27 protein-coding genes are annotated in these 24719 nt (G+C 59.9%); 13 read left to right on the top strand and 14 right to left on the bottom strand.

What is annotated here, in order from left to right; all coding sequences use genetic code 11:
- Positions 1–62: 62 nt before the first annotated feature.
- The 3 genes from alc to puuE form a co-directional block, all read right to left on the bottom strand.
- Entirely contained in the window at positions 63–1058 is a 996-nt protein-coding gene (gene alc / locus PFZ56_RS27200; protein WP_102880510.1) for an allantoicase, read from the bottom strand.
- Between the two features lie 100 nt (positions 1059–1158).
- Positions 1159–1674: a 2-oxo-4-hydroxy-4-carboxy-5-ureidoimidazoline decarboxylase gene (gene uraD, locus PFZ56_RS27195; RefSeq protein ID WP_110651498.1), complete on the bottom strand. Its 516-nt coding sequence runs from the start codon at positions 1672–1674 to the stop codon at positions 1159–1161.
- Complete coding sequence (puuE, locus tag PFZ56_RS27190) at positions 1671–2597, bottom strand: allantoinase PuuE (protein WP_102880509.1); 927 nt, start codon at positions 2595–2597, stop codon at positions 1671–1673. The genes uraD and puuE overlap by 4 nt, the downstream gene beginning before the upstream one ends.
- Before the next feature lie 425 nt (positions 2598–3022).
- On the opposite strand from puuE, the gene uraH reads away from it, so the two are divergent.
- Positions 3023–3376, top strand: coding sequence for a hydroxyisourate hydrolase (gene uraH / locus PFZ56_RS27185; RefSeq protein WP_110594648.1), 354 nt, complete (start codon positions 3023–3025; stop codon positions 3374–3376).
- 146 nt (positions 3377–3522) lie between these two features.
- On the opposite strand, the gene PFZ56_RS27180 is transcribed toward uraH, so the two are convergent.
- From PFZ56_RS27180 to PFZ56_RS27170, 3 genes are all read right to left on the bottom strand, one after another.
- Positions 3523–4149 carry a LysE family translocator gene (locus tag PFZ56_RS27180; protein ID WP_123394162.1) on the bottom strand — a complete coding sequence of 209 codons (627 nt, stop codon included), beginning with the start codon at positions 4147–4149 and terminating at the stop codon, positions 3523–3525.
- 63 nt (positions 4150–4212) lie between these two features.
- The gene (locus PFZ56_RS27175) at positions 4213–5562 is read right to left on the bottom strand and encodes an NCS2 family permease (protein WP_102880506.1); all 1350 of its coding nucleotides are present in this window, start codon (positions 5560–5562) and stop codon (positions 4213–4215) included.
- A gap of 292 nt (positions 5563–5854) precedes the next feature.
- Positions 5855–6298 carry a MarR family transcriptional regulator gene (locus PFZ56_RS27170; RefSeq protein WP_102880505.1) on the bottom strand — a complete coding sequence of 148 codons (444 nt, stop codon included), beginning with the start codon at positions 6296–6298 and terminating at the stop codon, positions 5855–5857.
- Positions 6299–6380: 82 nt separating this feature from the next.
- Between PFZ56_RS27170 and PFZ56_RS27165 the strand changes: the two genes are divergently transcribed.
- Together PFZ56_RS27165 and PFZ56_RS27160 are read left to right on the top strand one after the other, a co-directional pair.
- On the top strand, positions 6381–7547 hold the full coding sequence (locus tag PFZ56_RS27165; RefSeq protein ID WP_102880504.1) for a PLP-dependent aminotransferase family protein: 1167 nt from the start codon (positions 6381–6383) through the stop codon (positions 7545–7547).
- 10 nt (positions 7548–7557) lie between these two features.
- Positions 7558–8160 carry a glutathione S-transferase family protein gene (locus PFZ56_RS27160; RefSeq protein WP_102860810.1) on the top strand — a complete coding sequence of 201 codons (603 nt, stop codon included), beginning with the start codon at positions 7558–7560 and terminating at the stop codon, positions 8158–8160.
- Between the two features lie 55 nt (positions 8161–8215).
- On the opposite strand, the gene PFZ56_RS27155 is transcribed toward PFZ56_RS27160, so the two are convergent.
- From PFZ56_RS27155 to PFZ56_RS27135, 5 genes are all read right to left on the bottom strand, one after another.
- Entirely contained in the window at positions 8216–8587 is a 372-nt protein-coding gene (locus tag PFZ56_RS27155) for a glutathione S-transferase N-terminal domain-containing protein (RefSeq protein ID WP_102860811.1), read from the bottom strand.
- Positions 8588–8688: 101 nt separating this feature from the next.
- Complete coding sequence (gene folE / locus PFZ56_RS27150; protein ID WP_011062625.1) at positions 8689–9234, bottom strand: GTP cyclohydrolase I FolE; 546 nt, start codon at positions 9232–9234, stop codon at positions 8689–8691.
- A 77-nt stretch (positions 9235–9311) separates the two neighbouring features.
- The gene (locus PFZ56_RS27145) at positions 9312–9869 is read right to left on the bottom strand and encodes a Smr/MutS family protein (RefSeq protein ID WP_060840489.1); all 558 of its coding nucleotides are present in this window, start codon (positions 9867–9869) and stop codon (positions 9312–9314) included.
- Between the two features lie 74 nt (positions 9870–9943).
- Positions 9944–10264, bottom strand: a complete 321-nt coding sequence (locus PFZ56_RS27140; RefSeq protein ID WP_102880502.1) for a hypothetical protein — start codon at positions 10262–10264, stop codon at positions 9944–9946.
- 129 nt (positions 10265–10393) lie between these two features.
- The gene (locus PFZ56_RS27135; protein WP_016962781.1) at positions 10394–10984 is read right to left on the bottom strand and encodes a cysteine hydrolase family protein; all 591 of its coding nucleotides are present in this window, start codon (positions 10982–10984) and stop codon (positions 10394–10396) included.
- Between the two features lie 240 nt (positions 10985–11224).
- Between PFZ56_RS27135 and prmB the strand changes: the two genes are divergently transcribed.
- Positions 11225–12133 carry a 50S ribosomal protein L3 N(5)-glutamine methyltransferase gene (prmB, locus tag PFZ56_RS27130; RefSeq protein ID WP_170001887.1) on the top strand — a complete coding sequence of 303 codons (909 nt, stop codon included), beginning with the start codon at positions 11225–11227 and terminating at the stop codon, positions 12131–12133.
- Positions 12134–12185: 52 nt separating this feature from the next.
- Here the strand turns inward: prmB and PFZ56_RS27125 are convergent, their stop codons facing one another.
- Together PFZ56_RS27125 and PFZ56_RS27120 are read right to left on the bottom strand one after the other, a co-directional pair.
- The gene (locus PFZ56_RS27125; RefSeq protein WP_170001885.1) at positions 12186–12977 is read right to left on the bottom strand and encodes a hypothetical protein; all 792 of its coding nucleotides are present in this window, start codon (positions 12975–12977) and stop codon (positions 12186–12188) included.
- A gap of 98 nt (positions 12978–13075) precedes the next feature.
- On the bottom strand, positions 13076–14029 hold the full coding sequence (locus PFZ56_RS27120; protein ID WP_262379377.1) for an alpha/beta hydrolase: 954 nt from the start codon (positions 14027–14029) through the stop codon (positions 13076–13078).
- A gap of 142 nt (positions 14030–14171) precedes the next feature.
- Between PFZ56_RS27120 and aroC the strand changes: the two genes are divergently transcribed.
- The 3 genes from aroC to PFZ56_RS27105 are packed head-to-tail and all read left to right on the top strand — an operon-like array spanning position 14172 to position 16991.
- Positions 14172–15263, top strand: a complete 1092-nt coding sequence (gene aroC / locus PFZ56_RS27115) for a chorismate synthase (RefSeq protein ID WP_170001883.1) — start codon at positions 14172–14174, stop codon at positions 15261–15263.
- Positions 15264–15291: 28 nt separating this feature from the next.
- Positions 15292–16449, top strand: a complete 1158-nt coding sequence (locus PFZ56_RS27110; RefSeq protein WP_162884078.1) for an MFS transporter — start codon at positions 15292–15294, stop codon at positions 16447–16449.
- A complete protein-coding gene (locus PFZ56_RS27105) occupies positions 16446–16991 on the top strand; it encodes an acireductone dioxygenase (protein ID WP_170001881.1) in 546 nt (181 codons plus the stop codon). Before PFZ56_RS27110 ends, PFZ56_RS27105 begins: the two co-directional genes overlap by 4 nt.
- Positions 16992–17062: 71 nt before the next feature.
- Here the strand turns inward: PFZ56_RS27105 and PFZ56_RS27100 are convergent, their stop codons facing one another.
- On the bottom strand, positions 17063–17341 hold the full coding sequence (locus PFZ56_RS27100; RefSeq protein ID WP_019093389.1) for a DUF3509 domain-containing protein: 279 nt from the start codon (positions 17339–17341) through the stop codon (positions 17063–17065).
- A 678-nt stretch (positions 17342–18019) separates the two neighbouring features.
- Between PFZ56_RS27100 and PFZ56_RS27095 the strand changes: the two genes are divergently transcribed.
- From PFZ56_RS27095 to PFZ56_RS27070, 6 genes are all read left to right on the top strand, one after another.
- On the top strand, positions 18020–19858 hold the full coding sequence (locus tag PFZ56_RS27095) for a long-chain-acyl-CoA synthetase (protein WP_170001879.1): 1839 nt from the start codon (positions 18020–18022) through the stop codon (positions 19856–19858).
- A gap of 97 nt (positions 19859–19955) precedes the next feature.
- Positions 19956–20474: an ankyrin repeat domain-containing protein gene (locus PFZ56_RS27090; RefSeq protein ID WP_102880496.1), complete on the top strand. Its 519-nt coding sequence runs from the start codon at positions 19956–19958 to the stop codon at positions 20472–20474.
- Positions 20475–20589: 115 nt separating this feature from the next.
- Complete coding sequence (locus PFZ56_RS27085) at positions 20590–21120, top strand: hypothetical protein (protein ID WP_102860820.1); 531 nt, start codon at positions 20590–20592, stop codon at positions 21118–21120.
- Between the two features lie 84 nt (positions 21121–21204).
- On the top strand, positions 21205–21396 hold the full coding sequence (locus tag PFZ56_RS27080) for a PLDc N-terminal domain-containing protein (protein WP_102860821.1): 192 nt from the start codon (positions 21205–21207) through the stop codon (positions 21394–21396).
- 339 nt (positions 21397–21735) lie between these two features.
- Positions 21736–23823, top strand: coding sequence for an LTA synthase family protein (locus tag PFZ56_RS27075; protein ID WP_102880495.1), 2088 nt, complete (start codon positions 21736–21738; stop codon positions 23821–23823).
- A 355-nt stretch (positions 23824–24178) separates the two neighbouring features.
- Positions 24179–24703, top strand: coding sequence for a fimbrial protein (locus PFZ56_RS27070; protein ID WP_170001877.1), 525 nt, complete (start codon positions 24179–24181; stop codon positions 24701–24703).
- Positions 24704–24719: the final 16 nt, after the last annotated feature.

The following is a 24719-nucleotide window of genomic DNA, read 5'->3' as shown; positions in this document are numbered from 1 at the left end:
TTGCGGTCATCGCGAGCCAGCTTGCTCCAACAGGTGCGGGCTGGCCTGCGATGGGGGACGTCCTATTTCGCGACCTTGCCCAGGAGGCGCAAGCGGCTGACGCCACCGTCCGGAAACACGTTCAGGCGGATATGGGTGATCGGCCCCAGGGCTTTGATCTGCTCGACAAAGCTGTGCTCGGCATGCATTTCCAGCTTCTGGCTGGGTAGCAGTTCACGCCAGAACAGGCTCTGGGTTTCGATCTGGCTGTCGGTGCCGCCCTTGACGAATGCGCCCTGGATCGAGCAGCTGTCCGGGTAGTTGCCCTTGAAGTGCAGGGTGTCGACGATGATCTTCTCGATTTCGCCGGCGTGGCCCAGGGCGACGATCACCCAGTCATTGCCGGGAGTGCGACGGCGGGCCGTTTCCCAGCCGTCGCCCATGTTGATGCCGCGGCCCGGGTTGAGGAGGTTGCCCATGCGTCCGAAGTGTTCGTCGGAACAGGCCAGGGCACGACCGCCGTTAAGGGCCGCAGCCAGGTCGACTTGTTCGTTGTCACCGATGGCCGACCAGTCGCGGTACGGCGTACCGTAGACCCGCAGGCGCGCTACACCGCCATCCGGATAGATATTGAAGCGCAGGTGACTGAAGGGCTGGTCGTTGTTGATCTCGTGGTAGTGATGGCTGTTGCCTTGCAGCTCGACAGCAGACAGCACTTCGACCCACTGGGTGTCTTCGCCAGGTTCACCTTCGCTGAGGAAGCAGGCTTCCAGGGACGCCGATGGCGGGAAGTTGCCGGTGAAGAACGAGGTGTCGATGTCCACGCCCTTGATCGAGCCCGGCACGCCCAGGCGGATCACTGCGCTGTCGTAGCCTTCGAAGCGCTTGCGACGGGATTCCCAGCCATCCATCCACTTGCCGTTGTCATCGAACACGCCTTCCTTCCAGACAGCCGGGGTTGGCTGGAACAGCCGGTTCGCATCAGCGAACCAGTCATCGGTGACCGAGATGATCTTGGTGCCCAGGCGCGCGTCGGCCAGGTTGACGAACTTCTCGAAAGGGGCGGCGTAAGCTTTCATTCTTCTTGTCTGCCTTGAAATAGGTGGCTTGGGATGCACGAAGAACCGGGAGTGGCGCGAGGGAATCCAGGTTCTCGGGGCTATCCTCAGGAGCGGGTCGCTACAGGGTCAGCAATCTGAACAATGCAATCTTGTTGATCTCTGCCAGCGCGCACTTGAACTCAGTGTCCACCGAGTTATGGATGCGGGTTTCGAACGCGGCGAGAATCTGGTGCCGGTTGCTGCCTTTCACCGCCATGATGAAGGGAAACTTGAACTTGGCCTTGTAGGCATCGTTCAGCTCGGTGAACCGTTGGAACTCTTCGGCTGTGCATTGGTGAATACCGGCGCCAGCCTGTTCGTTGGTGCTGGCTTCGGTCAACTGGCCCTGGACCGCGGCTTTGCCAGCCAGATCCGGGTGAGCGTTGATCAGTGCCAACTGGCTGGCGTGATCGGCGCTCAGCAGGATATCGCTCATGCGCTGGTGCAGGCCTTCAATCTGGTCGATGGAGGCGTCAACACCCAGGTCGTAGGCTCTTTCAGCCACCCATGGCGAATGTTCATAGATGTCGGCGAAAGCCTCGACGAAGGCTTCACGGCTCAGGGTCGATGGCTTGAGGCTCTGGAAAGCAGTCATTTCGCCGCTCCCTGGTAAGGATGGGTCTGGTGCCAGTGGCGGGCGATATCGACACGACGGGTGAACCACACCTGTTCATGGCCTTTGACGTATTCGATGAAGCGCTTGAGGGATGCCAGGCGGGCCGGGCGACCGATCAGTCGACAGTGCAGGCCGATGGAAAGCATCTTCGGGGCTTCGGCACCTTCGGCGTAGAGCACATCGAAGGCATCTTTGAGGTAATGGAAGAAGTCGTCGCCCTTGTTGAAGCCCTGGACCTGAGTGAAACGCATGTCGTTGGTATCCAGGGTGTAGGGGATGACCAGATGCGCCTTGCCGGTGGGGTTGTTGGGTTCCCAGTAGGGCAGGTCGTCGTCGTAGGTATCGCAGTCATAGAGGAAGCCGCCTTCCTCCATTACCAGACGTCGGGTGTTCGGGCCGGTACGGCCGGTGTACCAGCCCAGTGGGCGTTCACCGGTGATTTCGGTAAGGATGCGGATCGCCTCGAGCATGTGCTCGCGTTCCTGGGCTTCGTCCATGTACTGGTAGTCGATCCAGCGGTAGCCGTGGCTGCAGATCTCATGGCCGGCCTCGACCATGGCGCGGATCACGTCCGGATGGCGCTGAGCAGCCATGGCTACGGCAAAGATGGTCAGCGGAATGTCGAATTCCTTGAACAGCTTGAGGATCCGCCAGACGCCGGCGCGGCTGCCATACTCGTACAGCGACTCCATGCTCATGTTGCGCTCGCCCTGCAGCGGCTGCGCCGAAACCATTTCCGACAGGAACGCTTCCGATTCCTTATCGCCATGAAGGATGTTGCGTTCGCCGCCTTCTTCGTAATTGAGCACGAAGGACAGGGCGACACGAGCATTGCCTGGCCAGTGAGGATGAGGGGGGGTAGAGCCATAACCGATCAGGTCGCGAGGGTAGTCAGCGCTCACTGCAGTCTTCCTTCTTGTTCGTGATAACGGTGGCGTGGCGGAACCTGAAGCCGGAAAGCCAGGTGAGCGTCACTGCGATGGGCTGATTGTATACAAGTTTATATTCACTTTGTAAGCCTGATTTTTTGCATTTTTCTGCTTTTGTCGCTATGGCCTGCACCTGCAAGAAACTTGCCTATATGGTCAGCTAATGGATCGCAAGTCGTCTGCTGCTGTGGTGTTGAGGTCAATCCACAGGCTTCCGGGTACAGCGCTACCGGAGTGAATATTTGTGATTATTATTGTGTACAATTTTTTTGAAAAGTGTCTTAATCATGGCCTCGCCGCAGCTTTTCACCCGCCGAAACGCTGTGGCCCTCTTTCAATCACTGACTCCGGGAGGCGCGAGGCCTGGGCGCACCAGTTGTGACAGGCACGCAGAATCAATGGGACGTTTGACTACACACGTTTTGGACGCCGCACATGGCTGCCCTGGCAGCGCTATCAAGGTCGAGCTGTATCGGGTTGAAGGGGCGCAGATGGAGTTGGTCGCCAGCACCCTGACCAACAGCGATGGCCGTTGCGATGCGCCGCTGCTGCAGGGCGATGACTACCGTTCCGGGGTTTACCAACTGCATTTCCACGCTGGCGATTACTACCGCGCCCGGGGTGTACAACTGCCACAGCCGGCGTTCCTTGATGTAGTCGTGCTGCGGTTCGGTATCAGTGCCGAGCAGGAGCATTACCACGTGCCGCTGCTGATCTCGCCGTACAGCTATTCGACCTACAGAGGAAGCTAGGACTTTCCCCCCAAGAATCCTGCGCAAATAGCTTCTTTGGTCCTTGCCCGCTCACACTGCGGGCTTTTTTTCGCCGGTTGTAAAGTCGTCGCCGGCAAGCCAGCTCCTGGCTGAGCGGTGCAGGAAACGGCTTGCCGGCGAAGCGCTCAACGGCTCAACAGGGATGCGGCTCCAGCTCCCGTGAACAGCCCGGCACTGATGCGATTGAACCAGCTTTGGCCCTTGCCGCTGCGCAAGTAATGCGCGGCGCCATGGGCACCGAGGCCGTAGGCCAGCTTGCAGGTCAGGTCCAGCAGGGTCCAGGTGGCGACCATGATCAGCAGTTGCGGTAGGAAGGGCTGCTGGGCATTGAGAAACTGCGGCAGGAACGCGGCGAAGAACAGAATGTCCTTCGGGTTGCTGGCCCCCAGGACAAAAGCGCGTCCGAACAGTGCACGAAAGCGCGGTTTCAGTGCGACTTCCGGTACCACCGCGCCGTGGGAAAGCTGCCGCGATTGCTGCCAGCTCTGCCAGGCGAGGTAGAACAGATAGAGGGCGCCGACGATCTTCAGGGCGCTGAACAGTTGCTCCGAAGCCAGCAGCAGTGCGCCCAGGCCCAGCGCGGATGCGCTCAACAGGCAGATCGAGGCCAGGACCCCGCCGAGAAAGGCCGGGTATGAGCGGCGCAGGCCATAGTTCAGGCTGTTGCTGATCATCAGCAACGACAAGGGACCCGGAATCAGGATCACTACCAAGGTAGCGCCACTGAACAGCAGCCAGGTTTCCAGACTCATTACATTCTCCAAATACACAAAAACCCCATCCGAAGGGATGGGGCGGGTGAGAGCAGGTGCGGCTTACAAGAAAATGAACTTGGCGATGAAGATCGCACACAGCACATACAGGCTGATGGAAATTTCCTTGTGCTTGCCCGTTCCTGCCTTTAGTACCACATAGGTGATGAAACCCAGGGCAATGCCATCGGCGACGGAAAAGGTCAGGGGCATCATGATTGCCGTGACAATCGCCGGAATACTGTCGGTGGCTTCGTCCCAGTTGATATGGGCCATGCCGCCCATCATCAGCATCGCGACATAGATCAAGGCACCTGCTGTGGCGTAAGCAGGGATCATGCCTGCCAGCGGCGCAAAGAACATGGCGGCAACAAATAGCACACCTACGGTGACGGCGGTAAGGCCAGTCCGCCCGCCCGCGGCCACACCGGCGGCACTTTCCACGTAGCTGGTCACCGGCGGCACCCCGACTACTGCGCCGAAGACGCTTGAAGCACTGTCGGCCTTGAGGGCGCGCGAGAGATTCTCGATCTTGCCGTCGGCCTTCACCAGGCCGGCACGCTGGGCCACGCCCATCAGGGTGCCGGCAGTGTCGAACATGTGCACGAAGAGGAAGGCCAGTACCACGCTGATCATGCTGACGTTGAACACCCCGGCAACATCCATGGCCATCCAGGTGGGCGCCAGGCTCGGCGGGGTGGACAGGATGCCGTTGTAGTGCACCAGCCCCAGGCCCCAGCCGGCCAGGGTCACGGCGATGATGCTGATGAGGATTGCGCCGAACACTCGGTGGTAGCTGAGCACCGCGATCATCAGAAAGCAGATGGCCGCCAGCAGCGGACCCGGTTCACGCAGGGAGCCGAGCTTGAGCAGGGTGGCCGGGCTGTCGACGATGATGCCCGCTGTTTTCAACCCGATCAGTCCGAGAAACAGCCCGACACCCGCTCCCATGGCGAAGCGCAAGCTCACCGGAATGCTGTTGAGCAGCCATTCACGAATCCGCGACAAGGTCAGGATCATGAACAGCACACCGGAGATGAATACCGCGCCGAGTGCGGTTTCCCAGTTGTAGCCCATGGTGCCGACCACGGTGTAAGTGAAGAAGGCGTTGAGACCCATGCCCGGGGCCAGGCCCACTGGCCAGTTGGCATACAGGCCCATTAGCAGGCAGCCCAGGGCGGCAGCGATGCAGGTGGCAACGAAGGCGGCGCCGTGGTCGATGCCGGCGTCGGCCATGATGTTGGGATTGACGAAGATGATGTAAGCCATGGTGATGAAGGTTGTCACACCGGCAATCAGCTCGGTCTTCACCGTGGTGCCATGCAACCTGAGTTTGAAGATGCGCTCCAGCCAGCCGCTGTTCAGCGAGGGCGAGAGGTCCAGCGGAGAGGCTTCGGATTTGCGGCTTTCCACAGCGAGTACTCCTCAAGAGTTTTATTGTTTTTTCCAGAACCGGGCACGGGAGGGTGGGCAGCGGCTCTTTGAGGCAGGCAGGGCTTGTGGGGTTTGTTGACCTTTGGGTCAAGAACTCACACGTGGCGAATTATGCTTTTGTATACAAAGAAAGCAAATAATGTTTTTGGTTTTGTGTGCGAAAAATCTGAGGACTTGGCTATATCACCATCACCCTTTATGCCGGGCAGTGCGGAGGGTAGGTCAGAGTCTGTTCGGCGGCCTGGGAGGGCGCGCCGAGAGGAAGGGGCTATCAGTCGTCTGCAGGTTTTCCCGCCAGGGCCTGGTTTACTGCCAGCCAGCCATTGACCGCACTTTCTCCGGCTTCGGCGAAGGCCCGTTGCAGCAGTTTTACCTGTTCGCGACGCAGGGATTGTTCAAAGCGCGCGCCATCGTCGGTCAGTTGCAACAGGCGTTTTCGTTTGTCGCTGGCTGGGGCGATGCTGTCTACCAGGTGCATTTCCATGAGTTGGCGCAAAGGCGTATTCAGCGCCTGCTTGCTCACCCCCAGCAGCGTGAGCAGTTCTTTCACACTCAGGCCGGGGTAGCGGGCAATGAAAAACACGATGCGCTGGTGCACGCGACTCAAGCCTCGGCGTTCGAGCATTTCGTCGGCCTTGGCGGTAAAGGCCTGATAGCCAAAGAAGAAGGCTTCCATGGCGGCTTGTTGCGAGGTCTGGTTTTTAAGGTCAAGCATATTGACGTATCTGCGAGAGTCGGCGTAATTTCGGTCAAGCAGTTTGACGTATTTCCTCCGACCTTTGCTAGCGGTGACCTCCATGGCCTTCTCCGAACGTGTATCGCGCCTCAAAAGCTCCTTGATCCGTGAAATCCTTGCCGCGGCCCAGCGCCCGGAAGTGATGTCGTTCGCTGGAGGGCTGCCGGCCGAGGTGATGCTGCCCAAGGTGCAGTGGCAAGACATGCCCTTGTCCATGGGGCAATACGGCATGAGTGAAGGCGAGCCGTCGTTGCGTGAAGCCCTGGCTGCCGAGGCGCGCAAGCTCGGCGTGCCTTGCGAGGCGAGCCAGGTCCTGGTGGTCAGCGGCTCCCAGCAGACCCTTGATCTGGCGGCCAAGCTGTACATCGACAAGGGCACCCAGATCCTGTTGGAGGCTCCGACCTATCTGGCTGCCCTGCAGATCTTCCAGTTGTTCGGTGCCGACTGCCTGACTGTGCCATTGGAGGCGGACGGTCCGGATCTGGCGCAGATGCGCGCCCGTCTGGAACAGCATCGTCCAGCCTTCGTCTACCTGATTCCGACCTTCCAGAATCCTTCGGCGGTGCGCTACAGCGAAGCCAAGCGCGAGGCGGTGGCGGCCCTGCTGGACGAGTTCGGCGTGACCCTGATCGAGGACGAGCCCTATCGCGAGCTGACCTTCGACGGTGGCAGCGCGACCCCCATTGTCAGCCGCCTGAAAAAGGCCAGTTGGATTTACACCGGCACCGTGTCGAAGACCCTGCTCCCGGGATTGCGGGTTGGCTACTTGATCGCCAGTCCGGACCTGTTCCCTCATCTGCTGCGCCTGAAACAGTCCGCGGACTTGCACACCAACCGCGTCGGCCAGTGGCAGGCCATGCAGTGGATCGGCAGCGATCAGTTCCAGCAGCACCTGGGTGAACTGCGCAGTTTCTACCGCCTGCGCCGTGATGCCTTTCAGGTCGCGCTGCAGACTCATTTCGCCGATCTGGCGGACTGGCAGGTGCCCCAGGGAGGGCTGTTTTTCTGGTTGAGCTTGAAACAACCCCTGGATACCCGCACTTTGCTCAAGTCCGCGTTGGAACAAGACGTGACTTTCATGCCCGGCGAACCGTTCTTCTCTGAACCGGAGCGCAATCATGGGCATCTGCGGTTGAATTTCAGCCATATCGATCCGGCACGGCTGGACGAAGGCCTCAAGCGGCTGGCCACCGTGATACGTCAAGCACAGGCTGCACAGGCAGCCTAAGGGGAGGGCCATGTACAAGGTTTATGGCGATTACCGTTCGGGCAACTGCTACAAGATCAAGCTGATGCTCAGTCTTCTGGGGCTGCCTTATGAGTGGCAGGCGGTGGACATTCTCGGAGGCGATACCCAGACCGAAGCCTTCCTGGCAAAGAATCCCAACGGCAAGATACCGGTGCTGGAGCTGGAAGACGGCACCTGCCTGTGGGAGTCCAACGCGATTCTCAACTTTCTGGCCGACGGCAGCGAATTCCTGCCCAGCGAACCGCGCCTGCGCACCCAGGTCCTGCAATGGCAGTTCTTCGAACAGTACAGCCACGAGCCTTACATCGCGGTGGCGCGCTTCATTGAACAGTACGAGGGTTTGCCGGAAGAGCGCCGGGACGAATACCTGAAGCTGCACAAGCGTGGCTACAAGGCGCTGGATGTGATGGAAAAACAATTGAGCCGCACGCCGTATCTGGTGGGCGAGCACTATTCCATTGCCGATATCGCGCTGTATGCCTACACCCATGTGGCCCATGAAGGCGGTTTCGATCTGACCCGCTATCCGGGTATCCAGGCCTGGGTCCAGCGCGTACAGAGCCATCCGCGGCATGTCGGGATGTTCGATTGAGCGGATTTTCCGAGGGGGCAACTGACCCGGGACAGCATCGTCCCGGGGAGAGGCTTCAGGCCGCCGAGAAGCGCTGGTTCAGGTAATCGATGATCACCTTGGATTCATACATCCAGGTGGTCTGGCCGTTCTCTTCGATACGCAGGCATGGCACCTTGATTTTGCCGCCCTGCTCCAGCAGGGTCTGGCGATCCTGCTCGTTGTTCTTGGCGTCGCGCAGGGCCACCGGTACGTTCAGGCGGTGCAGGGTACGGCGGGTCTTCACGCAGAACGGGCAGGCGTGGAACTGATACAGGGTCAGGCCCTTGGCGGCCTGCTCGACTTGCGCTTGAGCGGCGGCAGCGCGCTTCTGCTTGCGCGGGCGGGTGATGAAGTCGATGAAAATGATGAGTTGGCCCAGGCCGACTCGCAGCGCTTTGACGATCACGGTATTGCCTCTTGCCCATGAATGAAGGGGCGGCAGCTTACCTGATTTTTGCCGGACGAAAAAAACCGGCGATCAACGCCGGTTTTTTCACTCAGGGCCTGTTACTTGATCAGGCTGAGGAACTCGCTGCGAGTCGCGGCATTTTCGCGGAACTCGCCCAGCATCACCGAAGTGATCATCGACGAATTCTGCTTCTCCACACCGCGCATCATCATGCACATGTGCTTGGCCTCGATCACCACTGCAACCCCCAGAGCGCCGGTCACTTGCTGAACGGCGTCGGCGATTTGCCGGCTGAGGTTTTCCTGGATCTGCAGGCGACGGGCATACATGTCGACGATGCGCGCGACTTTCGACAGCCCCAGGACCTTGCCGCTGGGAATGTAGGCAACGTGAGCCTTGCCGATGAATGGCAGCAGATGGTGTTCGCACAGCGAGTAGAGCTCGATGTCCTTGACCAGCACCATTTCGCTGTTGTCAGAGCTGAACAAGGCACCGTTGGTGACTTCTTCCAGGGTTTGGGCATAACCGCGGCAAAGGTACTGCATGGCTTTGGCGGCACGCTTGGGCGTATCGAGCAGGCCCTCGCGGGAGACGTCCTCGCCCAGTTGGCCGAGGATCGCGGTGTAATTCTGTTCCAGGGACATGAAACTACCTGTGGGATTTTACGCAAAGGGCAAGGGTACGGTGGCAGACACGGCGCTGCAAGCTTAGTGCAGCGGCTTTATTCGTCGCGGCCTTCCATCATGGTGCGTTTGAGCATGACGTACAGCGCGCCAGTGCCGCCATGTTTAGCCTGGCAGGAGGTGAAGCCCAGCACTTGTGGATGCTGGCGCAGCCAGGTGTTGACGTGGCTTTTGATCATGGGGCGCTTGCCGTCCAGGCGCACGGCCTTGCCGTGGGTGACGCGTACACAGCGGATCTCGAATCGGGTGGCTTCGGCGAGAAACGCCCAGAGGGTTTCGCGGGCCTTTTCCACGGTCATGCCATGCAGGTCGAGGCTGCCTTCAAAGGGAATCTGGCCGATTTTCAGCTTGCGCATCTGGCTTTCCTGAACCCCGTCGCGGGCCCACATCAGCTCATCTTCAGGTCCCACATCGATGACGAACTGATCGGACAGCCCGTCCACCGTCGTGGTCTCGCTACGCACTGTGGCAGCCTGGCGCAGCTTGGCGATCTGTGCGCGGTCGGCCTTGGGTTTGCCTGTGTCGGCCCGATCGTGCTTGATCGGCTTGACGCCGCGGATCTCGTTTTTGAACAGGGAAAAATCGTCGTCTTGCATGTCAGCCTCCGCGAAGGGCGGCTAGTTTACCCAACTCGGAACACCTTAAGGCGCGCAAATCGCGCCCAGGGTCGTCAGTCGTGTTTTTTCATCAGGTGTGGCGCCATGTTCAGTGCCAGGGGCTGGCGCATTCGGCGCCGGCAACGCCGCCACAGGCGCACACCGATGTACAGCAGTAGCACGCCAATCAGCAGGATCAGCGCCGAGCCCAGTGGGCTGGCGTTGAGTTCTCCTAGCGCCGGAGCGCGTCCCAGCAGGCTTGCGGTCCCGGCCAGGGCCAGCAGCACGCCGAAGGTCGCCAGCAATGCAGAGAATCCAGCCCCCAGGCGCAGGCGCCAGTTTCGCGGGCTTTTGGGCCGCAATCGGCGTGCGTCAAAACCATCGGATATCTTCATTCCGACCTTCCTCAATGGGTATCGGCCCTTCGACCGGGAGTTGACCGGGTGGTTCCTGAGGCTAAGGCAATTGCTGCAAATGCGAGGCGTTTATGGATGAGCGGCCCGCCAGCCGCTCACCAAGGCTGGTCAGATCAGGCTTGCGGTCTGGGCGAGAGTGGCAAAGTTGTCGGCCATGATCGCCATTTCAGTCTGCTGAACATGCTCGGCGCTGAGAATGCCGCCCTTGTAGGGCAGGTCACGGGTGGCACAGGCGTCCTCCACCAGGGTGCAACGGAATCCCAGGTTCTTCGCTGCTCGCACGGTGGTGCTGACGCTGGAGTGGCTCATGAAACCGGCGACGATCAGGTCCAGGGAGCCCAGATCCTGCAGGCGCTTTTCCAGTTCGGTGCCGTGGAAGGCACTGGGCAGCAGCTTGCCGATGATGGTCTCGTCGCCTTGGGGCTCAAGGCCGGGGATGAATTCGCCGCGCTCGCCCTGAGGGTCGAACAGGCCGCCGACAGTGCCAAGATGGCGCACATGCACAATGGGCCGGCCGGCAGCCCGGGCTGCGGCCAGCAGTTGGCCGATGTTGGCCACTGCCTTGTCCATGCCGGACAGGGCCAGGGGGCCGCTGAGGTACTCTTTCTGGGCGTCGATGATCACAAGGGTCGCGTGGCTCAAATTGGCCGCTGCATAACCACGACCGCTGAGTTGAAACATCGTCTTTGGAACGGACATTCTGGGGCTCCTGTGAGTGGGGCTTTTGCGACATTGTCCTCTGGCGGAGCGCTTCTGTGAATCGCTACTAACGTAAGGTGCGCCGTTGTTGGCCTGCAGCCTTGTCAAGAGGGGCAAGGTATTTGGCTTGCCGGGCAAAAAGCGGTCGGTCGGGCGATTGTACGGCGGTGGTTTTTCATTCGTCGTCGGCAGGCGCTTTGGCTGTTAGAATTGCCGGTCGTTTTTTCAGGAGTCTGTCCCGTGATCACTTCCCGCCTTCGCACCTTGCGTGACCATATCCGCTGGGCTGTCAGCCGCTTTCATGGGGAGGATCTGTTCTTCGGCCATGGTACCGACAACGCCTGGGACGAGGCCCGCCAATTGGTGCTCGGAGCCTTGCATCTGCCCTGGGAAATCGCCGACAGCTACCTGGACTGCGCGTTGGAAGACGACGAGTTGGTCCACCTTCAGCACCTGCTCAAGCGCCGAATCGAAGAACGCGTGCCCACAGCCTATCTGTTGGGCGAGGCCTGGTTCTGCGGCATGTCGTTCATCGTTGACGAGCGTGTGCTGATTCCCCGCTCGCCCATCGGCGAGTTGATCGAGAAACGCTTCGAACCCTGGCTGGGCACTGAGCCTGCGCGGATTCTCGATCTGTGCACCGGCTCCGGTTGCATCGGCATCGCCTGTGCCTATGAGTTCCGCGAGGCCGAAGTGGTGCTGGCCGACCTGTCCTTCGAAGCCCTGGAAGTGGCCAACCAGAACATTGAGCGCCACGGTGTCGATGAGCGGGTGTTCACCGTTCAGGGCGATGGTTTCGATGGCTTGCCGGGGCAGCGCTTCGACCTGATCGTTTCCAACCCGCCTTATGTCGATGCCGAAGATTTTGCCGACATGCCGGACGAGTACCAGCATGAGCCCGAGCTGGGCCTGGCCTGTGGCGATGATGGTCTGAATCTGGTGCGGCGCATGCTGGCCCAGGCCGCTGATCACCTGACCGAGAAAGGCTTGCTGATTGTCGAAGTGGGCAATAGCCAGGTGCACGTCGAGGCGCTGTACCCCGAAGTCGACTTCGCCTGGCTGGACTTCGAACACGGCGGTCACGGGGTGTTCATGCTCACTGCGGAGCAGTGCCGCGAGCATCAGGCGCTGTTCGCCGCCCGCACCTGAGCCATGTGCCGGCCCGCGCAAGGCGGGCCTTGATCCCTGAAGAGGTCGCGACTCAGCGGTGAGTCGCAATCCAGATCAGCAGCCCCGCCTGGAAGACCGCGAAGGCCACCAGGCAGGTGATGGTGAAGCGCAGACCGGTGTCTTCACGTTTGTACTTGGTGACTTTCTCTTCCTGCTTGCGCAGTTTGACTTCCAGCTCCTCCAGGTTCTGCTCGGCCTGCTGGAGCATCTGTGCGGCTTCCAGTATCTCCACGAACTGCAGTTTCTCGGTGTTCCACTGGCTTAGCAGCTCGCCCACTTGAACATCCTTGACGCTGCCCTTGAGATGCTGGGCATCGGCATACACCACGTCGAAGCCCTGGGTACGCAGCACATGATCGCGGCGCAGGCGAGTGTCCTCATTGAGGGCGTCCTTGTTAGCGAGCTCGAAGCCGTCGACCCGGTAGTGCGGCCACTTCTTCTGCGCCCACTGCGCGGCCTGGGCCAGCAGGAAGCGTCCGATGCCACGGTTCAGTGGTTCGATCTGCAGCCCGCCTTCGGGCTCGAAGTGCACCCGGTGGGTGTCGTGCTCGACCCAGACATCCAGGTGATTCTGTTCCTTGCGCACCCGCTGGCCGGGCAGGCTGATGGTCATGCGCAGCAGGCTGTGCTCTTTGTTGTTGCGTTCGGCATAACCGAACTCGACAAAACGCAAAGGGCGCCCGCCGGTGACGCGATCGGTCTGCAGGGGCGCCAGGCGCAGCATCTTGTGATGTTCAGCCTGGACGTCCGCCCACGGCAACGGCGCCGCTTCCGGTACGGCGGCTTCCTGCTCGGTGGCGGGTGAATTCGAGGTATCAGTCATAACGGCAAGTCCTGTCCAATCGCTGCGCGCCGACAGCAATCGAACGGCCGGCAAAGGCTTATCGGCCGTTTTTTTCAGGACTGGAGGGTAAAAACAGCCTAACGGGTGTGAAGTCCGTCAATAAAACTGATGATGGATCGGCCCAGTTCCGCCGCCAGGGGCAATTGCGGGTCCTTGTAGGACGCCAATTGGCGCTTGAGATCGTTGGGTACGATACGCAGCACATGGTTCATGCCGTCGATCAAGGTCAGTTGAGCATCCGGTTTTGCCGCCTTGAGCACCCGGGCGTCGTCGACGCTGACCTGGATATCGTTGCTGCCCTGAATGATCAGCGCCGGCATTTTCAGGCGGGCGAAAGCGGCGGCCGGGTCCTCGCGGAACAGGGTGATCAGATAGGGTTGCACGCTGGGGCGGAAGATCACTTGCAAGGCCGGTGGCACATCGTTGTCAACCTGACCAGCCCTGAGGCTGTCCAGCAGTTCATTGCTGCGCACCATCAGCGCCGGTGGCAGGCGATAACTCAGTTGCTGGCGCAGCACCTGATCCACGGGGCGGGCGGTGCCGGAGATGGAAATCACGCCGGCGGCGTCCAGTTGGGGGGCGGCGAGGCTGGCGATCAGCGCGCCCTCGCTATGGCCCAGCACGATCAGTTGGCCCAGGCGCGGGTCGGCCTTGAGCTGCTTGCCCCAGGCCACGGCGTCGGCCACATAGGCGTCGAGGGTCAGGTTGCGTTCATCCGGGGTCGCCGCGAGGCTGGCCGCCACACCGCGCTTGTCGTAGCGCACGCTGGCGATGTTGTGCTTGGCCAGCACCCAGGCCAGGCGCTTGAGGCTATCGTTGCGCCCGCCGTCGGGGTTGTTGCCGTCGCGGTCGGTGGGGCCGGAGCCTGAGATGATCAGCACCACCGGCACCGGCTGCGCAGATTTGGGCAGCAGCATCGAGCCATACAGCTCGCCGTGGCCGGTGTCCAGGCTTACGGGGCGTTGCAGGACGGCCGCGTTGACCAGGCCGGTGAACAGGGAAAGGCTCAAGAGAAGGACTCGCAGCATCATCACGCCATCATGGATAAGGTGCCGGTTGGACTCGGGCAGGGGCAGAAGGTTCGAGGATGAACTAGTTGGGTAGCCTGCGTATACTTGCGCCCTTCAGTAATCCTGATTGAGTTATTTCGGCTGATTTCACGGAGCTCCCCGCATGTCCGGCAATACCTACGGCAAGCTGTTCACTGTCACCACCGCGGGCGAAAGCCATGGTCCGGCGTTGGTCGCCATTGTCGACGGCTGCCCGCCGGGCCTCGAGCTGTCCCTGGAAGACCTGCAGCGTGACCTGGACCGGCGCAAGCCCGGCACCAGCCGTCACACCACCCAGCGCCAGGAACCCGATGAAGTCGAGATCCTTTCCGGGGTGTTCGAGGGCAAGACCACGGGCTGTTCCATTGGCCTGTTGATCCGCAATACCGACCAGAAGTCCAAGGACTACTCGGCGATCAAGGATCTGTTCCGTCCGGCTCACGCCGATTACACCTACCACCACAAGTACGGCATTCGTGATTACCGTGGCGGCGGTCGCAGCTCGGCGCGGGAAACCGCCATGCGCGTGGCGGCCGGGGCCATCGCCAAGAAATACCTGGCCAGCCAGGGCATCGTGGTGCGCGGTTACATGAGTCAGCTGGGCCCGATCGAGATTCCTTTCAAGACCTGGGATTCGGTGGAGGACAACGCATTCTTCAGCCCCGATCCGGATAAGGTTCCGGAGCTTGAAGCCTACATGGACCAATTGCGCCGGGATCAGGACTCCGTAGGAGCGAAGATCACCGTGGTCGCCGAAGGCGTGATGCCGGGCCTGGGCGAGCCGATCTTCGACCGGCTGGATGCCGAGCTGGCTCATGCGTTGATGAGCATCAATGCGGTCAAGGGCGTGGAAATCGGCGCCGGTTTCGCCAGCGTCGTCCAGCGCGGCACCGAACACCGTGACGAACTGACCCCGCAAGGTTTCCTCAGCAATAACGCTGGCGGAATTCTTGGCGGGATCTCCTCGGGGCAGCCGATCGTTGCCCACCTGGCCCTCAAACCGACGTCCAGCATCACCACGCCAGGTCGCTCCATCGACGTTGATGGCAATCCGCTGGACGTGATCACCAAGGGCCGTCACGACCCTTGCGTGGGCATTCGTGCTACTCCCATTGCCGAAGCCATGATGGCCATCGTGCTGCTGGATCACCTGCTGCGTCACCGCGGCCAGAATGCCGACGTGCGCGTCAGCACGCCGGTACTGGGCCAGCTGTAATGGCGGCTCTGCCAGTCGCTACGGTCTGATGACCGTGGCGGCGCTGCCGTACTGGCGGCTTTCCAGTTTCTACCTGTTCTATTTCGCCCTGCTGGGGTCGACGGCACCGTTTCTGGCGCTGTATTTCGATCACCTGGGGTTTTCCAGCGCGCGGATCGGCGAGCTGGTGGCCATTCCCATGCTCATGCGCTGCGTGGCGCCCAACCTTTGGGGCTGGCTGGGGGACTACACTGGCCGGCGCCTGGCGATCGTGCGTTGTGGCGCCATCTGCACCCTGATCTGTTTCTCGCTGATCTTCGTCAGCAAGAGCTACGCCTGGCTGGCGATGGTCATGGCCCTGCACGCATTTTTCTGGCACGCAGTCCTGCCGCAGTTTGAGGTGATCACCCTGGCGCACTTGCAGGGACAGACCTCACGCTACAGTCAGATCCGTCTTTGGGGTTCCATCGGTTTTATTCTTACCGTGGTGGCTTTGGGGCGCCTGTTCGAGTGGCTGAGCCTGGATATCTATCCGGCGGCACTGGTGGCGATCATGGGCGGCATTGTGCTCAGCAGCCTGTGGGTGCCCAACGCCCAGCCTGTGGTGCAGGGGCCGCGGTTGGCCGGGGAGGGCTTTATCAAGCAACTGCGCGGCCCCGGGGTGCTGGCCTTCTACCTGTGTGTGGCCCTGATGCAGATGAGCCACGGTCCTTACTACACCTTCCTGACTCTGCACCTGGAGCACCTGGGCTATACCCGTGGCCTGATCGGCATGCTCTGGGCTCTGGGTGTGGTGGCTGAGGTGCTGATGTTCCTGGCCATGAGCCGGATTCTGGCGCGATTTTCCGTGCGCCGGGTGTTGCTGGCGAGTTTTCTCTTGGCGGCTTTGCGCTGGGTGCTGCTGGGCAGCCTGGCGGAGCATCTCGGGGCACTGTTGTTGGCGCAGGTGCTGCATGCGGCAACCTTCGGCAGCTTTCACGCCGCGGCCATCCATTTTGTCCAACGCAGTTTTGGTGCTCGCCAGCAGGGCCAGGGCCAGGCGTTGTACGCCGCCCTGGCGGGAACCGGAGGTGCCTTGGGCGCCCTGTATTCCGGCTACAGCTGGAACGCCCTGGGCGCCACATTGACCTTTAGTATTGCTAGCGTCGCCGCCCTGGCCGCAGCCGTTATCATTGCCACCCGCATGCAAGAGGAGTTGCCGTCATGAGCAGCCTGTCCGTCTACCACGTATCCAGCCCGGACCTGCCGAACAAGGTTCTGACCCACTTTGACGATATCGCTGCGACCTTGGCCGAACAGGGGATTGGCTTTGAGCGTTGGCCAGCCTCGACGCGGATCGAGCCGGGGGCCAGCCAGGAAGAGGTGATTGCGGCCTATCAGGAGCAGATCGATCGGCTGACGACCGAGCAGGGTGATGTCAGCGTGGATGTGATCAGCCTCAACCGTGACCATCCACAAAGAGCCGAGCTGCGTGCCAGCTTTCTCGACGAGCATCGCCATGACGAGGATGAAGTGCGGTTATTCGTCGCCGGACGTGGACTGCTAAATCTGCACATCGACGACTACGTCTATGCCGTTCTTTGCGAAAGAAACGACCTGATTTCGCTGCCAGCGGGCACTGCCCATTGGTTCGATATGGGGGAGGAGCCGCACCTGGTAGCCATCCGCCTGTTCAGCAATCCCCAAGGCTGGTCGGCCAGCCTGACCGGCGACGCTATCGCCAGCCAGTTCCCACGCCTGGACGATTGAGCGGCAAGATCAACGTCAACGGGCCGGTCCCACGCAAGGTGGGCCGGCCCGAGCAGGAAACCGAAGGTGGCTTACGCGGAGTGGTAAGTCGGCAAGGCAAAGCGGTTCTGGCTTTGCAGCATGGAAATCTGCGGCAGCTCACTGGCCTGTTCGGCCAAGTCACGACGAATTGCACTGATGACCCAGGACAGCTGGTCGGCGGCATGCAGCTGCGCGTAGGAAATCGAACGCTTGAACTGTTTGCCTTCGCTGTTACGCAGGGTGAGCAGGATGCCACCGTCAGGACGGGGTTGAGTGGTCACTTCGAAGTTGGAGAACAGGGAAGAAAACTTTTCTTGGATCAGGCTCATGTCTATCAGCTCCGTTAGCTCTTGAAGGGCAAGCGTGGAGTGATAGGTGCAGCGATTGTGCCAGTATTGTTTTTTTATAAAATCCTTATAAATCAATAACTTATAATTTCTAGGAAATTTCAATCTCGTGCAAATTGCATGAATGGCCATCGTGCATCCTGCATTTTGCAGGTTGGCGGCGATTAGCCGTGGGCGTGGCTTCAGCGTTATGACCGCTGGCCCGGAGAGAAAATTCAATCGTTTATGGACGGGGCTGGAGGGCCCTGGAGATAACCGGCGGGGAGATACAAAAGTTTGCAAAAACTCCGTGTACAGGCCCGCGACGGCTGACGTATTTTCCAGCCTGTCACGCCGTTTCAATGCTGCCTCGGCGACCCGGCCGAACAGGTTTGAAAGGTGTTTCTGCGACATGGAATGTGTTGCGGCGCGATCCAGCGATCCTGCCCGACGAATAATAAGAAACAGGACGCCCTCCATGAACGGTCCCACTGCATTATTGCCGGTGCTGTCAGCAGCGCTGCACTTGCCCTGCCTTTATCCCTTTGCGGGTGATCCCCGCAGTCTTCGCTTGCCGGTTGCCGAACCCTGGGTCGCCAACCCCGGTTGAGCCTTGCGCTGGCTGTTGCCAACGCCCGGCCTGGCCCGGGCACAGACCTTTGCTGTCGAACCGGAGCAACCATGAACAAGTACAAGAGCGACATGATCACCTGGGGCATGATGCTGCGAAAGGTGCCGTCCATTGCCAAGGCGCTACCTCGGGTGGTGCGAGGCATGAGGGCAGGGAACATCGACAACCCTGACCAACCCTGTGGGCTGGGCTGGAGTTTCGAGCAGGCCACCCTGCGCAATCCCCAGGGGCCGGCCCTGTTGTATGGCGATCGGGTACTCAGTTACTCCCAGGTCAACCAATGGGCCAACCGCATCGCTGCTTACCTGCGGGAGCAGGGCATCGGCAAGGGCGATGTACTGGCGATTTTCATCGAGAATCGCCCTGAGCTGCTGGTCACGGTGCTGGCGGTGGCCAAGCTTGGCGGGATCTGCGCGATGCTCAATACCGCGCAGACCCAAAGCGTGCTGGCACACAGTCTGGAACTGGTGAAGCCGGTGGGCATCATGGTTGGTGGTGAGTTGCTGGCGGCTTTTTCCGCAGTGCGCGATCAAGTGGGTATCGATCCGGCTCGCACCTGGTTCGTGGCCGATCAGGACACCTTCGTCGACCCTGGACCGACTCCGGACGGCCTGGTCAACCTGATGGCCGAGAGCGCCGCTTATCCAGCGGACAATCTGCTGCAGACCCAGCGCATCTTCTTCAACGACCCTTGCTTCTACATCTATACGTCCGGCACCACGGGCCTGCCCAAGGCGGGGATTTTCAAGCATGGGCGCTGGATGCGCACCTCTGCCGGCTTCGGCACCATCGCCCTGGATATGCAGCCCGGCGACGTGGTGTATTGCACCTTGCCGCTGTACCACGCCACCGGGCTGTGCGTCTGCTGGGGCTCGGCCATCACCGGCGCCTCGGGGTTCGCCATTCGCCGCAAGTTCAGCGCCAGTCAGTTCTGGGACGATGCGCGTCGGTTCAAGGCGACGACCGTGGGCTATGTCGGTGAATTGTGTCGCTACCTGATCGATCAGCCCAGCACTGCCCGGGATACCGAGCATGGCGTGTTGAAGATGATCGGCAATGGCCTGCGTCCGGGAGTCTGGAGCGAGTTCAAGCAGCGTTTCGGCGTCGGTCATGTCTGTGAGCTGTACGCGGCCAGCGACGGCAATATCGGCTTCAGCAATATCCTCAACTTCGACAACACCGTGGGTTTTTCCCTGATCCCCTGGGCATTGGTGGAGTACGCCCACGACACCGGGGCGCCATTGCGCAACAGCCAGGGCTTCATGCAGAAGGTCGCCAAGGGCGGTCAGGGCCTGCTGTTGGCGAAGATCGACGACAAGGCGCCGCTGGATGGCTACACCGATCCGGAAAAGAACCTCAAGGTGATCCTCAAGGATGTGTTCGAGAAGGGCGATTGTTACTTCAACACCGGTGACTTGCTGCGCGACATCGGTTTTGGCCATGTGCAGTTCGTTGATCGGCTGGGGGACACCTATCGTTGGAAGGGCGAGAACGTCTCCACCACCGAGGTGGAGAACATTCTCCTGGGGCACCCGCAAGTGGCCGAGGTGGTGGCCTATGGCGTCGAAATCCACAACACCAACGGCCGTGCCGGGATGGTGGCCATTACCCCGGCGGAGTCGCTGGCGACCCTGGATTTCAGTGAGTTGCTGCAATATGCCAGACAGCAGCTTCCGGCTTACGCGGTGCCGCTGTTTCTGCGGATCAAGGTGAAAATGGACACCACTGGCACCTTCAAATATCAGAAGAGCCGACTCAAGGAGCAGGCGTTCGACCTCGAACGGGTCGGCGACGATCCGGTCTATGCCTGGCTTCCCGGGTCGGATACCTATGTGCAACTGACCCCGCAGATTTTTGCCGATATCCAGGGCGGGCGTCTGCGTTATTGATTCTGCCTATGGCGGCTCTTGGGAAAAAAGGGATGACAGGCTGCGGCCGGCTTGGGGAAACTAGCGCCTTTCCGATTTGCCGAACCTGGAGTTTCCGATGACCGACAAAAGCCGCCAGATGACTGAAGAAGAGGCCGCCCAGTTTGTCGAACAGGTATTCAACGTGGCCCGTCAGGGTGACGCACAGATGCTCGACAAGCTGGCGGCCAGTGGCCTGCCGGTCAACCTGCGCAACCACAAGGGTGACACCTTGCTGATGCTGGCCGCCTATCACGGGCATGTGGACGCCGTGCAAGTGCTGCTCAAGCACCAGGCCGATCCCGAGATCCGCAACGACAATGGCCAGAGCCCGATCGCCGGCGCCGCCTTCAAGGGCGACCTGGCGGTGGTCAAGGCCCTGGTGGAAGGCGGAGCTCAAGTGGAAGGTTCGTCCTTTGACGGGCGTACCGCGCTGATGATGGCAGCGATGTTCAACCGCACGGAAATCGTCACCTACCTGATCAGCCAGGGCGCCGATCCCAAGGCTCGCGACAGCAATGGTGTCAGTGCCCTGGAAGCCGCCAAGACCATGGGCGCGCAGGACACTGCCGCACAGCTGGAAAAACTCCTGGCCTGAGCCGTCAAGGTCCGAGGGGGCGAGGGCCCCAGGCCCGCGTCACAGGCGTAGGTCTGGGGGCGCACTTTAGGCTATCCTTCGCGCCCTCGAATTTCCTTGTCTTCAGGATGTCCCCATGAAAACCGCCCTTATCGAACTCATCAGCAAAATCAGCTCCGGGTGCATGGGCGATGCCGAGATCCAGCAGATCGCCGACGAAGCGGCCCAGGCCTACGCCGATCCCCAGGCGTTCCTGGCGGCCAATCCGGACATCAACTACGACGACAGCTTCCCCATTCCCCTGGGCGAGTGGGTGGTGGTCGGCAGCCTGCCGGAGACTGTGCTGTTTCAGGCCGACACTTATGTCGATCTGTTCGCACAGATCGTCGCGTCTTTCGGCAAGGACGTGCCTTTCAACATCAAGCCCAAGCAGTTGGCGAAGATCGAAGCCTTGACGGCCTTGAACCGCATCCAGATCCAGATGGGCAGCATGAACCCGGAAAACGGCGGCTATGTGCTGATGAATTTCAGCCAGTTGCTGGATGACGAACTGCAGATGGTGCTGGTCTACGGCAATGACCTGCCGCGAGTGCTGGAGCTGTGTGCCGAAGTCGGTATCGCCGCAGCGCCGGCCCTGGAAGCGCTGAAGATTGCCGTGCACGTCTGAATCCGCCATAGCGGTGGAATAAAACGGAACCCTGATTCAGCGCGACTATCCTAAAGAGGCACACCTTCATTTGGGAGCGACACCATGGGTTCCACCTTCAATGGCCTGGTTGGCCTGATCATTCTGGCCCTGGATATCTGGGCCATCATCAACGTGCTGAAAAGCAGCGCTGAAACCGGGATGAAGATTGTCTGGGTGTTGTTGATCATCTTCCTTCCCGTACTTGGGTTGATCATCTGGGCCATTGCCGGTCCCCGAGGTAATGTCAGGCTCTGAACCAGTACACGTGACGAACAGCCCCGGCATCATGGCCGGCGATGGAAAAAAAGGGCCGCCAGGCCCTTTTTTGTGTGACTAAACATGCGTTGAACGAAATTTTCACAAGGCCTCAAAGACAATTCGCCGGCGTTTTTCCCCTGGTGCGAAGCCCGGCAATCTGTTGTTCCAGAGCCGTAGGAGCTGGGCTTGTGGGGAGCGCCCACTAATCAATGGCAATGCCTTCAGTGATCGTGCAACATCTGCGCACCGCGTAATCCCCGTCGCCCTGGCGACAAAAAGAGGGCAGAACGCCACTTTTTCTCTGCAACTTAAACTTCCAATGGGTCCTAAAACCACATGGCAAACTCGGATGCCCTGAGTCAGCAGCGATCCTCGAATCGCCTGCTGCAACCGACCGTCAAATCCCATCTGGCCTACACGCTGCTGTGCGCGCTGGTCATGATGGTGATGTTTTCTTTGTTGCGCGTCGCGCTGTTGATCTACAACCGCGAGATGATTCTCGACACCCCGGCTTCGACCTTCCTCGAAGCGTTTGCCAATGGGCTGCGTTTTGACCTGCGGCTGGTGGTCTACCTCAGCGTACCGTTGGTGCTGGCCATGCTCAGTGCCCGGGCCATGGCGGCTCGCGGGCTGCTGCGCTTGTGGCTGACGGTGACCTCCAGCATTGCCTTGTTCCTTGGCCTGATGGAGATGGATTTCTACCGTGAGTTCCACCAGCGTCTCAACGGTCTGGTCTTCCAGTATGTGAAGGAGGACCCGAAAACCGTGATGAGCATGCTCTGGTACGGTTTCCCTGTGGTTCGCTACCTGCTGGCCTGGGTCGTGGGAGCCTGGATCCTCAGCCTGGCGTTCAAGTGGGCCGACCGTGCCACTCGGCCTCGCGGTCCGTTCAGCGGTGGCAATGTCGGCGCACGCCAGGTTGCGCCCTGGTATGCACGTATTGCGGTATTCGTGGTCTGCCTGCTGATCTGTGTGGTGGCGGCTCGTGGCACCCTGCGCCAGGGTCCGCCGATGCGTTGGGGGGATGTCTACACCACCGAATCGAACTTCGCCAACCAGCTGGGCCTCAACGGCACCCTGCAGTTGATGGCGGCAGCCAAGGATCGCTTCTCCGAAGACCGCACCAATATCTGGAAGGCGAGCTTGCCTCAGCCGTTGGCTCAACAGACCGTACGCGACATGCTGCTGGTGCCGAACGACAAACTGGTGGATGCGGACATCGCCGCCGTGCGCCGTAATTACACGCCGGATGCGGACAAGACCCTGCCGATCAAGAACGTCGTGGTGATCCTGATGGAAAGCTTCGCCGGGCATTCGGTGGGCGCGCTGGGACGTCCTGGGGAGATCACTCCCTACTTCGACAAACTGTCGAAACAAGGCCTGCTGTTCGACCGCTTCTTCTCCAATGGCACCCATACCCACCAGGGCATGTTCGCCACCATGGCCTGCTTCCCCAACCTGCCAGGCTTTGAATACCTGATGCAGACCCCGGAAGGCAGCCACAAACTGTCTGGCCTGCCGCAGTTGCTGAGCGCCCGCCAGTATGACGATGTGTATGTCTACAACGGTGATTTTGCCTGGGACAACCAGTCGGGGTTCTTCAGCAACCAGGGCATGACCAACTTCATTGGTCGCAATGACTTCGTCAATCCGGTGTTCTCCGACCCGACCTGGGGTGTGTCCGACCAGGACATGTTCAACCGTGGCCTGGAAGAGTTGAAGGCCCGTGAAGGCAAGGGGCCGTTCTACGCCCTGCTGCAGACCCTGTCCAACCACACCCCGTACGCATTGCCGACGCCATTGCCAGTGGAGAAGGTCACCGACCGCGGTAGCCTCAATGAGCACCTGACCGCCATGCGCTACTCCGACTGGGCGTTGGGCCAGTTCTTCGAGAAGGCGAGCAAGGAGCCGTACTTCAAGGAGACGCTGTTCGTCGTGGTCGGCGATCACGGTTTCGGCAACGAGCAACAGATCACCGAAATGGACCTGGGTCGTTTCAACGTGCCGATGCTGATGATTGCACCCGGTATCCAGGAGAAGTTCGGCCAGCGCGACCACACCGTGGGCACGCAGATCGATATCGTGCCCACCATCATGGGCCGCCTCGGTGGTGATGTGTTGCACCAGTGCTGGGGGCGTGACCTGCTCAACCTGCCCGAAGGCGACAAGGGTTTTGGCGTGGTCAAACCGTCGGGCAGCGATCAGACCGTGGCGCTGCTGACGGCGGATCGGGTGCTGGTGTTGCCCAAGGAAATGCCGCCCAGACTGTACAAGTACGAACTGGGTGCAACCCCTGGCGGCGAGCTGATTTCCGGAGCCGCCGATGAGGCGCAACTCAAACAGAAGCTGGAGTCGTTCCTGCAGACTGCGACCAAGAGTCTGATCGACAACACGGCCGGCGTGGTCAACGGCAAGCCGGATTGACAGCTGCACTTGCCGGCCCCTTGCAGAGGGCTGGCAGGATCTGAGTCATAAGGAAAACACCCCTGATGGGGTGTTTTTTTTTGCCTGTCGATAGGTCAATCCATTGCGCCTTCTTGAGGTATTTCCTGGTTTTCTTAGGAAAAGTTGCTTGGCGAATAGTCTGTTTCTTGCCTGGTAATGGGAGCTTTCTCGGGTTTTAGGATTCATCTGATGTTAGCCAATACAACAAACGGTGATGATCGCATCCGCTTCGGCCCGGACGGATACGTACAGCACTCCAGATCTGGCACGCAGCATTGATTATTAAATGATGTTATGGGTAGTACGCCATGATGATGGTTAAAGGGAGAGTTAAATGAAAAAGTTTCGTTTGGCGGCGGGTGTTGTATCAGCTCTATTCTTCGCGGCAAACAGTGCTTTTGCATATGATGTGCTGTTGAAGTTTGAGGGGAAGGTCGTACCCACAACATGTCAAGTGGACGGGCTTAATGAAGTTGCAATGAATCCCGTTAGTACCGAGGCTCTTAAAGAACCTGGTAGTTACGCAGGTGAAAAAGTTATTCTTATTAACGTGTCGGGGTGTGATGGCACTAAGTTGAAAGGAATGCTTAGTCCTGATTTTTCCCAAGTGCACCATATAACAGGCGCCCTTAAAAATAGTGTTCCCGGTGGTTCCACGGCTATGATTCAACTGCTTGATCATCAAAGTAATCCTATTGATCTATTGACCTGGCCTGCTACTAACCCCTCTTTTGAGCCTGTGTCTGTAAATGAAACTGCTGCGCAATTCGTATTAGCTGCTCGGTACTTGGCAGGTGATGTCCCGGTGACAGCAGGTGATGTTAAAGCCGAACTAACCTTTGACCTTGTTTACGAGTGAAATCAAAGCCTTGAAG

Source organism: Pseudomonas danubii, assembly GCF_042980055.1.
Classification (GTDB): domain Bacteria; phylum Pseudomonadota; class Gammaproteobacteria; order Pseudomonadales; family Pseudomonadaceae; genus Aquipseudomonas; species Aquipseudomonas danubii.
The sequence above is the reverse complement of the archived record's forward strand: the minus strand, read 5'-3'. Positions and strand labels throughout refer to the sequence as shown.

Coding starts and splice junctions, on each gene's coding strand:
- PFZ56_RS27165 (WP_102880504.1), top strand. CDS start 6,381: ATGGCCTTCTCCGAACGTGTATCGCGCCTCAAAAGCTCCTTGATCCGT.
- PFZ56_RS27170 (WP_102880505.1), bottom strand. CDS start 6,298: ATGCTTGACCTTAAAAACCAGACCTCGCAACAAGCCGCCATGGAAGCC.
- uraD (WP_110651498.1), bottom strand. CDS start 1,674: ATGACTGCTTTCCAGAGCCTCAAGCCATCGACCCTGAGCCGTGAAGCC.
- PFZ56_RS27125 (WP_170001885.1), bottom strand. CDS start 12,977: ATGACTGATACCTCGAATTCACCCGCCACCGAGCAGGAAGCCGCCGTA.
- PFZ56_RS27145 (WP_060840489.1), bottom strand. CDS start 9,869: ATGCAAGACGACGATTTTTCCCTGTTCAAAAACGAGATCCGCGGCGTC.
- PFZ56_RS27160 (WP_102860810.1), top strand. CDS start 7,558: ATGTACAAGGTTTATGGCGATTACCGTTCGGGCAACTGCTACAAGATC.
- alc (WP_102880510.1), bottom strand. CDS start 1,058: ATGAAAGCTTACGCCGCCCCTTTCGAGAAGTTCGTCAACCTGGCCGAC.
- PFZ56_RS27105 (WP_170001881.1), top strand. CDS start 16,446: ATGAGCAGCCTGTCCGTCTACCACGTATCCAGCCCGGACCTGCCGAAC.
- PFZ56_RS27135 (WP_016962781.1), bottom strand. CDS start 10,984: ATGTCCGTTCCAAAGACGATGTTTCAACTCAGCGGTCGTGGTTATGCA.
- PFZ56_RS27090 (WP_102880496.1), top strand. CDS start 19,956: ATGACCGACAAAAGCCGCCAGATGACTGAAGAAGAGGCCGCCCAGTTT.
- PFZ56_RS27110 (WP_162884078.1), top strand. CDS start 15,292: ATGACCGTGGCGGCGCTGCCGTACTGGCGGCTTTCCAGTTTCTACCTG.
- PFZ56_RS27100 (WP_019093389.1), bottom strand. CDS start 17,341: ATGAGCCTGATCCAAGAAAAGTTTTCTTCCCTGTTCTCCAACTTCGAA.
- PFZ56_RS27070 (WP_170001877.1), top strand. CDS start 24,179: ATGAAAAAGTTTCGTTTGGCGGCGGGTGTTGTATCAGCTCTATTCTTC.
- PFZ56_RS27075 (WP_102880495.1), top strand. CDS start 21,736: ATGGCAAACTCGGATGCCCTGAGTCAGCAGCGATCCTCGAATCGCCTG.
- aroC (WP_170001883.1), top strand. CDS start 14,172: ATGTCCGGCAATACCTACGGCAAGCTGTTCACTGTCACCACCGCGGGC.
- PFZ56_RS27180 (WP_123394162.1), bottom strand. CDS start 4,149: ATGAGTCTGGAAACCTGGCTGCTGTTCAGTGGCGCTACCTTGGTAGTG.
- PFZ56_RS27120 (WP_262379377.1), bottom strand. CDS start 14,029: ATGATGCTGCGAGTCCTTCTCTTGAGCCTTTCCCTGTTCACCGGCCTG.
- PFZ56_RS27080 (WP_102860821.1), top strand. CDS start 21,205: ATGGGTTCCACCTTCAATGGCCTGGTTGGCCTGATCATTCTGGCCCTG.
- PFZ56_RS27095 (WP_170001879.1), top strand. CDS start 18,020: ATGAACAAGTACAAGAGCGACATGATCACCTGGGGCATGATGCTGCGA.
- PFZ56_RS27140 (WP_102880502.1), bottom strand. CDS start 10,264: ATGAAGATATCCGATGGTTTTGACGCACGCCGATTGCGGCCCAAAAGC.
- PFZ56_RS27085 (WP_102860820.1), top strand. CDS start 20,590: ATGAAAACCGCCCTTATCGAACTCATCAGCAAAATCAGCTCCGGGTGC.
- folE (WP_011062625.1), bottom strand. CDS start 9,234: ATGTCCCTGGAACAGAATTACACCGCGATCCTCGGCCAACTGGGCGAG.
- uraH (WP_110594648.1), top strand. CDS start 3,023: ATGGGACGTTTGACTACACACGTTTTGGACGCCGCACATGGCTGCCCT.